The following is a 14,688-nucleotide window of genomic DNA, read 5'->3' as shown; positions in this document are numbered from 1 at the left end:
GAGTGTCGCGCAGTTGCCAGCACTCCCTTAAACATCAATTCACATTCGTTTGGGAGATGCGACGGTGATGACCTCGTCTCTGCACGTCACGCATGGTGCGGAAAAACCCGCTCCTCGCTGGACGAACTGGCTCGATCTTGGCGATCGCGCGCTTGCCGTCCTCTTGCTAGCGCCTGCAGGCATCCTGCTTGCGCTCATCATCGTCTATCCGGTGCTGAAACTCGGCTACACGAGTTTGTTCAGCCTTTCCCTGACGTCCGGCCTGCCGGCTGAGTTTGTCGGCCTCGATAACTATCGTCTAATGCTCGAAGATCCGGTCTTCTGGGAAACGACCTGGAACACGGTGCTGATCACCCTGATCACCGTTCCAGGTGCGCTGCTGATGGGCCTCGCACTGGCGCTGCTTGCCAACCTTCCCTTCCGCACGCAATGGCCTGTTCGCCTTTCGCTTCTCATCCCTTGGGCGCTGCCACTTTCCTTCGCAGGTCTCATCTTCGCGTGGTTCTTCCATTCCGAGTATGGTGTCGTCAATGATGTGCTCAACCGCCTTGGTTTCGAAGGGATTATCTGGTTCAACTCGCCCAACTGGGCGTTCGCGGCCATTTGTCTTACGATTATCTGGAAGACCTCTTCCTTCATGGCGCTGATCATTCTAGCTGGGCTCCAGACAATACCGCGCTCGCTGTATGAGGCAGCCGACGTGGACGGTGCAGGCAGACTTCGTCAGTTCTTTGAAATTACCCTGCCCCTCTTGAAGCCAGCCATCGTCGTTGCGTTGATCTTCAGAACCATCACGGCTCTCCAGACCTTCGACATTCCATACATGATGACAGGCGGCGGCCCAGGCACGTCGACGGCAACGCTAGCCATGTATATCCACCAGAACACGGTGTCGTTCCTCGATCTCGGTTATGGATCGGCATTGGCTGTCGTGATGTTTGCACTTTCCATGGTGGTGACCGTCATCTATCTGCGCGCCATCAGGACGAAGGACTGAGCCATGAGCACTGTAAAATCTCCCGGTCTTTCCTCCTTGCTCGCGGGCCGGCCGCTTCGGCTGTTCGCTGCGGCCGCACTTCTCATCAATGGCATGTTCCCGGCGCTTTGGATTCTCTTCACCTCACTGAAGAACGAAGCAGAACTGACGGCCAAGCCGATCACATGGTTGCCGCACGCGCCAACACTTGCAAACTATATGCAGGCATTCTCCGACCAGCCATTGCACATCTTCCTCTTTAACAGCTTCATGGTGGCGCTGCTCTCCACCTGCCTAACGCTCTTCATCTCGGTGCTGGCGGCCTACGCGCTTGCGCGGCTAAACCTGCGTTATCGCGGCCTGATCCTCTCTGCCATCATTGCTGTCTCCACCTTTCCGCTGGTGACGCTCTTGGTGCCGCTCTTTGAAATCATGCGCACGCTAAATCTGTTGAACACCTGGATTGCGCTTGTTCTTCCCTACACCGTATTGTCGCTACCCGTCTGCACCCTGATGCTGGTCTCTTTCTTCGAGGGTATCCCGCGTGACCTCGAAAACGCAGCGATGATCGATGGCTGCACCCGTATCGGCGCACTGTTTAAGATTGTCGTTCCGCTGTGCGCGCCGGGGGTTTTCACCGCAGGCATTCTCGCCTTCGTCAATGCGTGGGACGAGTTCCTGTTGGCGCTGTCCTTCAACTCGAATCCGTCGCTTCGCACGCTGCCGGTGGGTATCCAGCTCTATCAAGGCGAGTTTGCCTTCCCGTGGCCGGTTATTTCCGCAGCGCTCGTCGTCGGTATCGTTCCCGTTGCGATCCTCATCGTGATTTTCCAGGAACGCGTCGTCTCCGGCCTGACCGCAGGCGGTATCAAGGGCTAGTTGCCGCAATGTCATCCGAGAGAGCGCACGAAGGCGCTCGCTCAAGCGCCCCTAGCGCTCCATCATCGAGAGAGTTTGCCATGCATTTCCAAAAGACAGCCAACGGCTTCGAACTGGCCATAAACGGAACCGCCGTTCTGCACCATTCGGCCGATGCTCCATGCTTCTTTGTCGGCAAGGGCGAAGAGCGTATGGATATGTATCGCGGCAATTTCGATATCGAAGATTACGTGGTGGAGCGCGTCGCACTGACTCACGCAGAATTGGAAGGCGACCGCATCACGCTGTCCACTGCGAAAGGCCAGCCGCCGAGGCTTCGCTTAAGCGTCGTAGACAACAGCGTCGAGATCGAGGCACTCGACCCTTCCATCAACCGCTTCTGGCTGCGAGTCGTCGCCGAAAAGGACGAATGCGTCTGGGGTGGCGGCGAGCAGATGTCATACTTCAATATGCGTGGCCGCAAGTTCCCGCTCTGGACATCGGAACCGGGCGTCGGTCGCGACAAGACCACTGAGCTGACGTTCAAGGCAGACATCACCAGCAAGGCGGGCGGAGACTACTATCACACCAACTACCCGCAGCCGACTTACGTCTCATCGCGTCGCTACGCGCTGCATGTGGAAACGACCGCCTATTCCGTCTTTGACTTTCGCCGTGACGGCTTCCACGAGATCGAGGCCTGGGCCGTACCGGAACGCCTAGAGTTTTTCGCAGCAGACAGCTTCAAAGCACTGGTTGGAGAGCTTTCGCTACGCTTTGGCCGCCAGCCCGAACTGCCGGAATGGGTCTATAACGGCGCGATCATCGGTCTTAAGGACGGCGAGCAGTCTTTTGCGCGGCTTGAGAAAATCCGCGCGGCGGGTGTGAAAGTCTCCGGGCTGTGGTGCGAAGACTGGGTTGGCCTGCGCCACACCTCGTTCGGCGCGCGGCTTTTTTGGGACTGGAAAGCCAACGAGGAACGCTATCCGGCGTTCCGCCAGAAGATCGACGCGCTTGCCGATAACGACATCCGTTTCCTCGGCTATGTGAACCCCTATCTTTGCGCCGATGGCTCCTTCTTCCCGGAGGCCGAGGCGAAGGGTTACTTTGCCAAGAACGACGACGGTGAAACGGCGCTGGTCGATTTCGGCGAGTTCGACTGCGGCGTGGTGGATTTTACCAACCCGGAAGCGATGGACTGGTTTGCCGAAACCATCATTGGCCAGAACATGCTCGATTACGGCCTCTCCGGCTGGATGGCGGATTTCGGCGAGTACCTTCCGATCGACATTCACCTCTCCAACGGAGTAGATGCCAAGCTGATGCACAATGCCTGGCCGACCATCTGGGCCGAGGTGAACGCGAAGGCAGTCGCAAGTCGTGGCAAGACCGGCGAGGCCCTGTTTTTTATGCGCGCGGGGTTCACCGGGGTCCAGGCGCACTGCCCCTTGCTGTGGGGCGGAGACCAGTCGGTGGATTTCACAAGGCATGACGGCCTTGTCACGGTCATCTCCGGCGCGCTGTCCTCAGGCCTGCTGGGCAACGCCTACCACCACTCCGATATCGGCGGCTACACAAGCCTATTTGGCAATGTCCGCACAGCAGAACTCCTGATGCGCTGGACCGAAATGGCCGCCTTCACCCCGGTCATGCGCACCCACGAGGGCAACCGCCCGCGCGACAATCTACAGATCGACCAGGACGAGACCGTACTCGCACACTTTGCCCGGATGACGGCGATCTATGTTCACCTGGCGCCCTACCTGAAGTCTCTCTCCAGGCAAGCAGCCGAAACCGGGCTGCCCGTGCAACGTCCGCTTTTCCTGCATCACGAGGACGACCGCAGAACATATGACATTCAGGACGCCTATCTCTACGGCGAAGACCTTCTGGTCGCACCGGTCTGGCAAGCGGAGCAGAACGAGCGAACCGTCTACCTGCCGGGGGACGCCGAGTGGGTGCACGTCTGGACCGGCTCGGCGCATGATGGCGGTCAGGAAGTCACGGTCGGCGCCCCAATCGGGAAACCGCCGGTATTCTATCGCAAGAACTCAAAGAATGCCGAGCTCTTGGCCGATATTCAAGGAATCTGACAGAGGGAGGTCGAGACTTCGTGAGGTCTGCTCACAGACTCGCTGAGTAGGCCTCGTTGCGCTCCATCGCACACGGCTATCATCCCGCAGGCGTATCCGCCTTGAGCATGGATAATGACTTGACTATTATACTCATCTTTGAGATTTCGAAGGTGCGTTCGTTATTGCTTTTGGCACAGAATGGCGTGACGCTCTTAAGGAGTATGCATTCATGTCTAGCAGTCGAGTCGAAGTCACCACCCAGCACGCGAGCCGCTATCTGCAGCAATTGTCGAAGCACTGGGCACACAAATTTGAGACCGAGTTCACGCCGGTTTCATCGAAGATCGCTCTGCCGCTCGGTGACGCGCGCCTCAGTGCAAACGATACCCAGTTGGTCATCGAGGTCGCTGCGCACAAAAGCGAAGACCTGACGGTTCTCCAGGATGTCGTCCAGCGTCATATCGAGCGTTTCGCATTCAAGGAAACGCTCGCGTTTGATTGGCGACCGCTCGCCTGACCTCATCTGCTTCAGCCTGCCAAACTATGGCAGGCTGATTATCTCAACAGCGCCAATCCATGCTCAGACGGGCTTAAAGCGCCCGGGCCGGAAGGTCGCCAGCATTGGATGTTCGGCGCCGCTCGCGACCTCATAGGCCAGCAACTCGCCGACGATGAGACCGAGGGTCGCGCCGCTGTGGCTGAAGGCGACATAGTACCCAGGTATGTCTTTCAACGCCCCGATCACCGGCTCGCCATCGCCCGGGATCGGCTTCCCGCCGACACCGACGGAGGCAACCTCGAGTTGGGGGTTACCCTCCATCACTTTGGCAGCTTCGGCCAGCAACTCGGCAATCACACTCTCTTGGATCTGGTAGCTACCGTCTGCGCTAACGCTTACACCCTCGTCGGCCGCCCAGTCTGCATCGAGCGAGAATGTGCCGCCAGGCGCTGGACGAACAGCAACACGCGGTGTGTTCAGCACGACACGCAAAGGATGAGCCACGGGCTTGGTCTGAACGAGAAGGGCGATGGGTGTGTCGTCGCCGATGGTCTGGCCGTTCTCAGCAGCCATTTTCGGCACCGCCGGACCAGTCGCGAGAACAACGGCGTCCGCGCGGTGTAGATCGCCCTCGGCGGTTTGCGCCCCGATTGCGCGCCCACCTTCGATCACCACCTTGGCAGCACCTTGATCCGTGACGACAACGCCGCCGAGTTCGGAAAACTCCTTCAGCAGCAAACCGATCAGCGTCGGCAGGTCGACCCAACCTTCGCCGGGATTGAAGATCGCGCCTTGCGGCGTAATGCCACTGGTGTCGAGACCGGGCACAACGCGGGAGACTTCCTGCGCCGAAAGCCGCTGTGCGTCATAACCAATTGAAACCTCGTGGCGATAGGCGGCGTCGATTTCGTTTCGCTCGTCATCGGCATCCCAGGTCAGTCCACCGTCAAAGCGCAGCCAGTCTGCGTCCGGGTTCTTCGCGGCGAGCGTGCGATAGCGATCGATGCCCGCCACGCGCAACCGGTGATACGGCTCGGAGCGCATGCGCGCCGAATTCAGCCAGGAGAGCGAGCGGCCAGAGGCGCCGTTGGCAGGTGGGCCGTCATTGAGGATCGTCACATTGACGCCACGGCGCGCCAGTTGGACAGCTGTGGAAACGCCAAAGATACCGGCGCCGATGATGACGGCTGTCGAGATGATATTGTCAGTCATGGGATAGGCTTTCATTCGATTGTGATGATGGGTGGAAGAACCGCCTCACGCGTCTTCCCAACGACCGCTGGTCGCGGATCGGAAGAGCGCATCGATCGCCTTCATGTTTGCGATCGCGTCGTCGAGTCCCGTCTCGAGTGGCGTCCCGGAGAGCACCGCTTCGGCAAAGGCATCGACCTGTTCGCGGTACTGATCGACAGGCTCAATCACGATCTCCTGGCGACCGCCGCCTGCGAGGTCCCGCCCGTCGTCGAAGATCAGCATGGTTTGTTGATCGGCCGGTGCATTGAAGGGGATGGGGATTTCCAGGCGACCGCGCGTTCCAAGGACCGTCACCTTCTGCGTGAGAGACAATTGCGTGGAGCAAGTGAAGGCAAGCTGCCTTCCTTCCGGAAATGCCAGTAATCCGCTGGTCAACCGATCCGTGCCGAAAACGGGATCGTTCTCCATCAGCGCAACGGCCCGTAGCGGCTCGGCGTCAAACAGGAAGCGCGCCGTGTTGATGGCGTAACAACCGACGTCGAACAGGCCGCCGCCGCCAATATCGGCTTGGTTGCGGACATTTTTCGGGTCGTCGAGATAATAGGCAAAGATCGTCTGGATGGCTCTGACATCGCCAAGGCGTCCTTCCGCAACCATCGCCCTCGCCTTCTTCCATTGGGGATGGTGACGAACCATGAAGGCTTCTGCGACCGGCAGGTCGGCGGCCTTTTGCGCCTCCGCCAGTTCGCTCGCCTGCGCAGCATTGAGCGCGATCGGCTTCTCGCACAGAACCGGCTTTCCATGCTCCAACGCCTTGATGGTCATGGGAACGTGGAGATGATTGGGCAAAGGGTTGTAGATGGCGTCAATGTCCGGATCGGACAGCAGATCCTCATAGCTGCCATAGGATTTTTCGATGCCGAAGCGCGTCGCCATTGCGCTTGCCTTTTCGGCATCTCGCGAGGCAATGGCTGCAACGCGCCCTAAACGGCTGGACTGGATGGCGGGAATAACGGCCTTGGCAGCGATCCCTGCACAGCCCAGCACGCCCCATTTGAGTGTTCGTGTCATCTCTATTGTCTCCTGTTGATCAGAGCACTTCCGCCAGGAAGCGCTGAAGGCGCGGGCTCTGCGGGTTGTCGAATATTGCCTCCGGCGTACCGGCCTCTACCACACGTCCCTCATCCATGAAGACAACCTGATCAGCGACACGGCGGGCAAACCCCATCTCATGCGTCACGACGACCATGGTCATGCCACGCGTGCCGAGATCTGCCATGAGATTGAGCACGCCCTTGACCAGTTCCGGATCAAGCGCACTCGTCACCTCATCAAAAAGGATGACTTCAGGCTCCATGGCCAGCGCACGAGCAATGGCGACGCGCTGCTGCTGCCCACCGGACAGACCGCCCGGGCGGTGATGCTGGCGGCTTGCAAGGCCGACCTCGGCGAGCTTCGCCTTGGCGATACGCTCGGCCTCGGCTGCGGGCAGACCCTTGATCTTCGTCAGCGACAACATGACGTTTTCCAGCGCCGTGTGATCGGGAAAAAGATTGAAGTGCTGGAAGACCATGCCGACCCGACGTCGCAGCCTCTCCGGCTTCATGCCCAGAATGCTTTCTCCGTCGAGGAGAATATCGCCGCTCTTCGGCTCGACGAGCCGGTTGATCCCGCGCAACAGGGTGGACTTCCCTGAGCCAGAGGGACCGATGATGCAAGTGACGCTGCCCGGCTTTACCGAAAGATCGACGCCCTTCAGCACATCGAGATCGCCATACGCCATCCCAAGATTGCGCACATCAAGGCCACCGCCCTTGAAGACGGTGCCGCTGGCGCGGGACGCACCATCGAGCTCACTCACTTCCTCGAGGCCACTGGTGATGGTCGAAGGGCGCTGCTTGCCAAGCCGCAGCCGATTATCGATCATATTGACGACGTGGGTAAGGGGTACGGTTACGATCAGGTAGAACACACCGGCCAGCAGCAGGGGGGAAAGATTGCCAGTCACCACCGCCTGGTCCTGTCCGACGCGAAAAATCTCGCGCTCGGAGGCCAGGAGGCCAAGAAAGTAGACGAGGCTCGAATCCTTGACGTTGCCGATGAACTGATTGACGAGTGCCGGCAGCACACGGCGAACACCCTGCGGCACGACGATAATGCGCATGCCCTGGCCATAGCTCATCGACAGGGCGCGGCATGCTTCCATCTGGCCGCGATCGACGCTCTGAATACCGGAGCGGAAAATCTCGCCGATATAGGCGCCGGCGATCAGGCTGAGCGCCAGGATACCGAGCGGATAAGGGGATGGGCCGAAAAGTTCGCGGCCGATGCGGGCAAAGCCCTGCCCGATCAACAGGATGGTAACGATTGCCGGAAGGCCACGAAAGATGTCGGTGTAGAGCCGGGCGGGAATGCGCAGCCAAGGCGAGCGGGAAATGCCCATGATGGCAAGCACCATGCCAATGACCACCCCAAGCACCGTCGAGGTCGCAGCAAGGATCAGCGTATTTTTCAAACCAACCGTGATCATGGTTGGCAGCACTTCGGCCATGGCGTTCCAGTCAAGGAAGCTGCGGCGCAGGTTTTCAAGCCAATTCATCAGAAATCCCTAGAGCATGTCGCCCAAAAGTGGCCACCGGTTTTGCGGTAACGACATGCGACAGAAGAAGGACCTAAAGCGGAAGGAGCGAATTCAAATGATCGCCACACACTTTAGAAAGAAAGGCCGGTTCGACCGGTAAAGGCCGAACCGGAAGGTGGCATTACTGCTTGGGAAGATATGTCGCAGGCATGGGCGTACCTGGGAACCACTTTTCGTGGAGCTTCTTCCAGGTTCCGTCCTGCATCGCCTCTTTCAGCGCCTTGTTGATCGCCTCGCGCAGGGCGTCGTTACCCTTGCGGATGACGAAGCCGGCAGGCGCATCGAAGCTTGGAATGTTGACGGCGATCTTCAGTGCCGGATAGCGGGTGGAATAATCCTTTGCCGCCTCGAAATCGAGGAAATGGGCATCGACCGTGCCGTTATTCAGGGCCGAAACGGCGGAGTTGTTGTCCGGGAATTTCACGAGATCGGTGCCGGCGAAGTTCTTCTCGGCATAGATTTCCTGAAGCGTGCCCTGGACGACGCCGAGGCGCTTGCCCTTGAGACCCGCAGCATCCTTGATATCCTCGGAGGTGAGGACGCTGAGGAAGCCGGCAAGATAACCGTCAGAGAAATCAACGGTCTCCTTGCGCTTGGCGGTTGTACCGATCGCGGCTGCAGCGACGTCGAAGCGGCCGTTCGCCACTGACGGCATCAATGCCGAGAATTCCTGACCCGTGAAGATCACCTGGTCCTTTTTGAAGCCCATGCGCTCGGCAATATTGAGAAACAGTTCGATGTCGAAACCAGTGAAATTGCCGTCTGCCGTGGTGAAAGCGTAGGGCTTGGCGTCGCCCATGGTCCCGACGCTGATGGTATTCTGGTCGATAAGGCCTAGCGGATTATCGGCAAGCGCTGGTGTTGCGGCGGCGATCAAACCGAAGGTCAGCGCGACAGCCGCGGCACGCATCTTGGTCAGTGGAGATGTAAAAGCTTCAGTCAGTCGCATTGGCGTCGTGTCCTCTGGAGTTGTTGTTTGCGATGTCGTCAAGGCGCACGGGTCCCATCCGGAAGACGGCGCGAAGCCACCAATCCCGGCCCATGCAGTTTCGCATGCTGAAAGTCTTTTTATTGGATTGATACCGGTCTCATTTGAAAAGAGACCGGTCTCTTTCATATTTAGCAATTGTTAGCTTCGCATTTGCCAGTCGTCAAGTTCTCTTGTAAGGCTGTCATTTATGGACAAAAGCCCGCCAAAGAACTCTTCCGTCACCGTGGCCGACGTCGCGCGCAAAGCCGGCGTCTCGAAGGCAACGGCCGCGCGTGTTCTGGGCGGATACGGAACCGTTAGTGACCGCGTGCGTGAGGTCGTCACGGCGGCAGCCCGCGCCCTTGGTTATCGAACGAACGAGCTTGCCCGCAGCATGACCACCGGCCGCTCGGGTTCGATCGGTGTCGTGGTCGGCGATATCGAAAACCCGTTTTTCAGCCTTGCCGTTCGCGGTATCACCGACGTTGCACGACAGGCTGGCTTTACGGTCATTCTCAGCAATTCCGGTGAGGACATCGACGCGGAGAAGGCAGCCATTCGCACTTTGCTCTCCAAGCGGGTGGATGGTCTCATAGTTTCGCCAGCCAAGGATGATGACGTCGAGCATCTGCAGGAGGCTGTGCGTTCGGGGTTGCCGCTCGTACTGCTTGACCGTGGCAGCGATACTCTTGCTGTTGACACCGTGATTGCCGACGACCGGCATGCTGCAGAGAGCATTACGCGACAACTGGTTTCACTCGGCCACCGCCGCATTGCCTATGTCACCGCCTGCGACACACCGGACCATACCTTCCGCACGCTTCAGGATATCAGCACCGCTTCCGTGCGGCGGCGCATAGAAGGGTACCTCCGTGTCTGCGAAGAGGCCGGCCTGAGCGATATGGTGAAATGGGTGCGCGTCGGTGCCGTGACACCCGACCAGACCCGGCGGATCGTCACCGACATGCTTCAATCGCCGCAACGCCCAACGGCCATTATTGCCTCGGACAGTATGATCGCGCTCGAAGCGTTCAAAGTCCACCGCCAGTTGGGTCTTACAATCCCGGACGACGTGTCGCTTGTGTCCTTCCACGATGCGGACTGGACATCGGTGACGTCGCCTCCCGTCACGGTAGTGCGCCAGCCTGTCTACGATCTCGGCGCGACAGCGGCCGAACTTCTCGTCAAGCGCTTGAATGGGGCAACGGAAACCGCGCGTAAGGTTGTCCTGAAAACTGAGATCGTTGAACGCGCCTCTGTGCGAGCGGCGCTTTAAGTTTTTCGTCTATTGGACGACTTGCCCGAAAGGTAAAAGAGCGAAAAAGCGTTAGAGGGGTGGCGTAAAGCAACGCCACCCCTCTTATGCATTTATCAGGGAAGATCGCGCACCAGCGGTTCACGATCCCAGTGGCGCTTGGCGCCGACCTTCAGAAAATCCTCGACTGGGACGACACCTTCACCCATTTCGACATTTGCTTTGTCGAGCAGTGCCTTGGTGGCAGGACAGTAGCCGATCGTCTTGCAGTGAGCATAGGCATCCATGAACCACTGGATTGCCGCAGCCTCTTTCGTCAGCTTCTGCGCAGCCTCCGGAGCGAGGATGGAAACGATCGCGTCGAACAGGAAGGAAGGCGATCCTGCAAGCTGACCGTCTGCGGCCATCGTACCACCATCGAGTTTGACGCCGCCAACTTTCCTTGCAACAACAAAGGGTGTTCCACCTTGCTGCTTGATGTCGTTCAGGAGTTTGTCGACCGCGCTCTTGTTGGAGCCATCATCGATCAGCACGCCAATCTTTCGCCCTTCCAGGGTCTCCAGAGCGTTCTTCTGGATCGACAAGGCGTCTGAGACCGGCATGTCGATCGGCTCTTTTTTCGGCGAGGACTTTGCGGGAAGATCGATGCCCAGACCATCCGCGACCCGGCGCGCCAAGTCTTCCTCGATGTTACGCAGGTTCGACACGACGTTTTGCCGGACATGCGCGAGTTGCACTTTCGAGAGTTCGAACACGATCGCAGAGACGATGTGCGTTCTCTCGCTCTCCGTCTGCGACCGGAAGAACATGCGAGCCTGGCTGTAGTGATCGGCAAAAAGTTCGTCACGCTGGCGAAGCTTCTGGGCCGGATTGTTTCGCTCGTCATTGGTCTCGAATGTCGAGAAGCCGGTTGCGACAGACGCGCGTGGTCCGCTGTCTTCGCCTGCCTGGTTCAGGCTATTCGGCTCGTAGTTGGCCCTGCCCTTGGGAACCAGCGTCTGCATCATGCCGTCGCGCTGGAAGTTATGGAAAGGGCACTTCGGCGCGTTGACAGGAATTTGATGGAAGTTCGTCGTGCCGAGCCGGGACTTCTGGGTGTCGAGATAGGAGAACAGTCGGCCCTGAAGCAGCGGATCGTTGCTGAAGTCGATACCCGGAATGATATTGCTTGGCAGAAACGCGACCTGTTCGGTCTCGGCAAAGAAGTTGTCGACGTTTCTGTTGAGCGTCATCCGACCGATGATCTCGACAGGAATGTCCTCTTCCGGAATAAGTTTGGTGGCGTCCAGCACGTCATAGGGCTGCTTCCGAGCCCATTCTTCATCAAACACCTGGATCCCAAGATCCCACGAAGGGAAGTCGCCCTGGTCGATGGATTCGAAAAGATCGCGGCGTTGGAAATCCGGGTCGGCACCGGCAATCTTTACGGCTTCGTCCCAAGTGGTGGATGCCAGACCAAGATTGGGCTTCCAGTGGAACTTGACGAACTTGCTCTCGCCTTCAGCGTTCACCAGACGGAAGGTGTGAACGCCGAAGCCTTCAATATGGCGGAACGATCTGGGGATGGTGCGATCCGACATTGCCCACATGATCATGTGCATCGATTCCGGCATCAGGCTGACGAAATCCCAAAATGTGTCATGAGCCGAAGCCGCTTGGGGGTAACCCCGGTCCGCTTCCATTTTGACACTGTGGATAAGATCCGGAAACTTGATGGCGTCCTGGATAAAGAAGACCGGGATGTTGTTGCCCACCAGATCCCAATTGCCGCTTTCGGTGTAGAGCTTCACCGCGAAGCCTCTGACATCACGTGGCGTGTCTACAGAGCCGGCACCACCGGCGACCGTCGAAAAACGCACGAAAACAGGACAGTTCTTCCCTTCCTCCTGGAAGATGGACGCCTTGGTCAGGTGTGGTATGGCCTTGGTGCATTCGAACACGCCATGCGCGCCCGACCCTCTGGCATGCACGATCCGCTCAGGGATCCGCTCGTGGTCGAAATGAAAGATCTTTTCGCGAAGGACAAAATCCTCCAGCAGGGTGGGACCTCGACTCCCCGCCTTGAGGCTATTCTGATTGTCCGAAATACGGTGGCCGAAATTGTCGGTCAGATAGGCTGCGCCTTCCCCACCATCCGCACCAATCGTCTGCTGCAGTTCGTCGCCTTTGCCACGCTGCTCTTCAAAGCTTGCCTGGCCGGAGCCGGGCGCGAGCTCGTGAAGAGAATTGTCAGTGCTCGGCGAATGGTTCCCTTGCTTACGCTCGGTCATAGCCAAATCCTTTGTGGTTTGATGAATGGAAGAACTGCACGCATGCGCGCTGCAGAGGCGTTGGCGAAGCCAAGCTCAAAGCTACAATGGACCCAGCGAAAGTCGGTTCCACCTCATCAACCATGATATTCGCTATCAGGCGCTTTCGTACCCTTTCGAACCAATGGAAGGTCGCGGCAGGGCGTGCAGACGTTACGATGAATGAAGGCTCAGCGAACCATGCAACTTCCCCTCAAACCCTGGAGAAGCAAATACAAATGATGTAAAAAAATTGGCGCATAGAACTACATGCAAACAATTCAATTCCTTGATGTCGGTCTTTATTGATATCAACCCGAAATTGATAATCTTAGATGATTTTATTCTTGGGAGATGACCGCTATTGCGCAAAAACCTCTAAATATTACACTTGTATTCTGCGCAGCTAATCCTGTGTTTTCGTTGGAAAATAAATCATCTTCCTGTTGAAGTATCACGATTTTGCACTAATGATTGAAGACACGCCGGGCAGGCAAACCATCTGGCAATAAACCGTAATGCGGAATGATCGAAGTGTCTTCAATACAATCTGAGCGTGTTTTGACGTGCAGCCCTCTAAGATCGGAGCAGAGGTCGGTTTCGTTGGTCACGGGGTTTGAAGGAGTAGATCAAGCTTGCGGCTTACATTTGCTCTGCGGCACTCGATGACGACAAGCGCAAACTGAGTTAGAGACTTCGGCATGGTACAGAAGCGTCGAAAATTGAACTCTTGAAAGATCGCAGATAATCAGCATGGGGCAGAACGGGGTGTAAAATGGGTTTTAAAGAAGCGGTTCGGACGGTTCTCAAGGAGAAATATGCGACCTTCTCTGGCAGATCCAGCCGATCTGAATTTTGGTGGTTTCAGGTTTTCATATACTTGGTATCATTCGGCTGGTCGTTTGTTGTTGGATTTTTCTCCGTAGGTCGCGAGCCCGGACAAGATCTCCCACCATGGGTAATCGTTACAGGGATCGTTTCGACGTTAATAACTCTCGGAATGTTTCTACCGACGATATCTGTGGCCGTTCGCCGCTTCCATGACCGCAACATTTCCGGTTGGTGGTTTCTCGGCCTTTCTGTTGTGACCTTCGTGCCTATTGTTGGCTTACTAGCGCCTATTGCAATGCTCGTGATCTTTATCCTTCCCGGAACAAAAGGTCCCAACAAGTTTGGCCTAGACCCTCTGAGCCCGCAGTCATCCGCAGAGGTGTTTGCCTGAAACGCCAGTTGAAGCCATTGTTGTGGCTGGCTGTCTTATGGTCGGTTGCGACCGCTCCGGTGGGAGCGGTGGCTCAAGAGCCGTTGGGGAGCGCCGAAAATTACAAGGCACAGTGCCTACAAAATGGAGTGCGCTGTACGCTGACCTATCCCGAGGGGCCGACCCAGGCAAAGCCGGAGGCCCCTAGGCCTTCCGAGGTGCCACCGGCGGTGTCGAGCCCGCCTGCCCTCGGCGGCTTTCTGGGTGTGCTTATCGTCCTCATCGTCCTCGTTGCCATTATCGTCCTGTGGATGTTTTTCGGCAGCGGCGGTGTCTTGTTGTCGCGCGCACCGATGACGACGCAGCCGAACCGAAGCGAGAAACCGGAAAACTGGCAAAGCACCTCACGTGACGCCAACGAAAAGCCGCGCGATTTCCTGGCACACATCGCCGCAATGACGGATCGAAGGGAAGCGCTTGTGCAATTGCTGAGGCAATGCCTGCTTCAATCGGCCAAACGGACGGGAACGCATGTCTTACGTTCGGATACCGAACGAACGGTGTTTGTTAGACTGCCCAAGAAGATGGAGCATCGGGATGAGTTGCGACGTCTGCTTTTACAGACTGAACTTGCCCATTATGGTGGGAAGGTCCCTGCGGAAAGCGATTTTTCGGAACTGTTGCAGGTAGCACAGCCTCTGCTTTTCAGTGGAGATTCGGCTCGTGTATAG

General features: G+C 57.6%; 12 protein-coding genes. 7 read left to right on the top strand and 5 right to left on the bottom strand.

Annotation, left to right across the window (positions count from 1 at the left end; genetic code table 11):
- Window positions 1–67: 67 nt before the first annotated feature.
- The 4 genes from ACTJK5_RS17375 (at window position 68) to ACTJK5_RS17360 (ending at window position 4,426) form a co-directional block, all read left to right on the top strand.
- Window positions 68–997 (top strand): carbohydrate ABC transporter permease, encoded by a 930-nt coding sequence (locus tag ACTJK5_RS17375; RefSeq protein ID WP_113179071.1) that lies wholly within the window; start codon window positions 68–70, stop codon window positions 995–997.
- A gap of 3 nt (window positions 998–1,000) precedes the next feature.
- On the top strand, window positions 1,001–1,855 hold the full coding sequence (locus tag ACTJK5_RS17370) for a carbohydrate ABC transporter permease (protein WP_113179072.1): 855 nt from the start codon (window positions 1,001–1,003) through the stop codon (window positions 1,853–1,855).
- 80 nt (window positions 1,856–1,935) lie between these two features.
- Window positions 1,936–3,927 carry an alpha-glucosidase gene (locus tag ACTJK5_RS17365; RefSeq protein ID WP_113179073.1) on the top strand — a complete coding sequence of 664 codons (1,992 nt, stop codon included), beginning with the start codon at window positions 1,936–1,938 and terminating at the stop codon, window positions 3,925–3,927.
- A 211-nt stretch (window positions 3,928–4,138) separates the two neighbouring features.
- Window positions 4,139–4,426 (top strand): DUF2218 domain-containing protein, encoded by a 288-nt coding sequence (locus tag ACTJK5_RS17360; RefSeq protein WP_062426696.1) that lies wholly within the window; start codon window positions 4,139–4,141, stop codon window positions 4,424–4,426.
- A 63-nt stretch (window positions 4,427–4,489) separates the two neighbouring features.
- Here the strand turns inward: ACTJK5_RS17360 and ACTJK5_RS17355 are convergent, their stop codons facing one another.
- From ACTJK5_RS17355 to ACTJK5_RS17340, 4 genes are all read right to left on the bottom strand, one after another.
- Window positions 4,490–5,620 carry an NAD(P)/FAD-dependent oxidoreductase gene (locus tag ACTJK5_RS17355; RefSeq protein WP_113179128.1) on the bottom strand — a complete coding sequence of 377 codons (1,131 nt, stop codon included), beginning with the start codon at window positions 5,618–5,620 and terminating at the stop codon, window positions 4,490–4,492.
- A 45-nt stretch (window positions 5,621–5,665) separates the two neighbouring features.
- Entirely contained in the window at window positions 5,666–6,673 is a 1,008-nt protein-coding gene (locus tag ACTJK5_RS17350) for a Gfo/Idh/MocA family protein (protein WP_113179074.1), read from the bottom strand.
- A gap of 19 nt (window positions 6,674–6,692) precedes the next feature.
- Window positions 6,693–8,201, bottom strand: a complete 1,509-nt coding sequence (locus tag ACTJK5_RS17345) for an amino acid ABC transporter permease/ATP-binding protein (protein WP_113179075.1) — start codon at window positions 8,199–8,201, stop codon at window positions 6,693–6,695.
- A 163-nt stretch (window positions 8,202–8,364) separates the two neighbouring features.
- Window positions 8,365–9,192: an ABC transporter substrate-binding protein gene (locus ACTJK5_RS17340; RefSeq protein ID WP_062442189.1), complete on the bottom strand. Its 828-nt coding sequence runs from the start codon at window positions 9,190–9,192 to the stop codon at window positions 8,365–8,367.
- 229 nt (window positions 9,193–9,421) lie between these two features.
- Here ACTJK5_RS17340 and ACTJK5_RS17335 point away from each other — a divergent pair, with 229 nt between their 5' ends.
- The gene (locus tag ACTJK5_RS17335; RefSeq protein WP_111846395.1) at window positions 9,422–10,489 is read left to right on the top strand and encodes a LacI family DNA-binding transcriptional regulator; all 1,068 of its coding nucleotides are present in this window, start codon (window positions 9,422–9,424) and stop codon (window positions 10,487–10,489) included.
- A gap of 95 nt (window positions 10,490–10,584) precedes the next feature.
- On the opposite strand, the gene ACTJK5_RS17330 is transcribed toward ACTJK5_RS17335, so the two are convergent.
- The gene (locus ACTJK5_RS17330) at window positions 10,585–12,738 is read right to left on the bottom strand and encodes a catalase (protein WP_440612910.1); all 2,154 of its coding nucleotides are present in this window, start codon (window positions 12,736–12,738) and stop codon (window positions 10,585–10,587) included.
- Window positions 12,739–13,531: 793 nt separating this feature from the next.
- On the opposite strand from ACTJK5_RS17330, the gene ACTJK5_RS17325 reads away from it, so the two are divergent.
- Window positions 13,532–13,978 (top strand): DUF805 domain-containing protein, encoded by a 447-nt coding sequence (locus tag ACTJK5_RS17325; RefSeq protein ID WP_113179077.1) that lies wholly within the window; start codon window positions 13,532–13,534, stop codon window positions 13,976–13,978.
- Between the two features lie 68 nt (window positions 13,979–14,046).
- Window positions 14,047–14,688 carry a hypothetical protein gene (locus ACTJK5_RS17320; protein ID WP_440612909.1) on the top strand — a complete coding sequence of 214 codons (642 nt, stop codon included), beginning with the start codon at window positions 14,047–14,049 and terminating at the stop codon, window positions 14,686–14,688.

This window comes from Agrobacterium sp. 22094, from assembly GCF_052046015.1.
Taxonomy (GTDB): domain Bacteria; phylum Pseudomonadota; class Alphaproteobacteria; order Rhizobiales; family Rhizobiaceae; genus Agrobacterium; species Agrobacterium cavarae.
The sequence above is the reverse complement of the archived record's forward strand: the minus strand, read 5'-3'. Positions and strand labels throughout refer to the sequence as shown.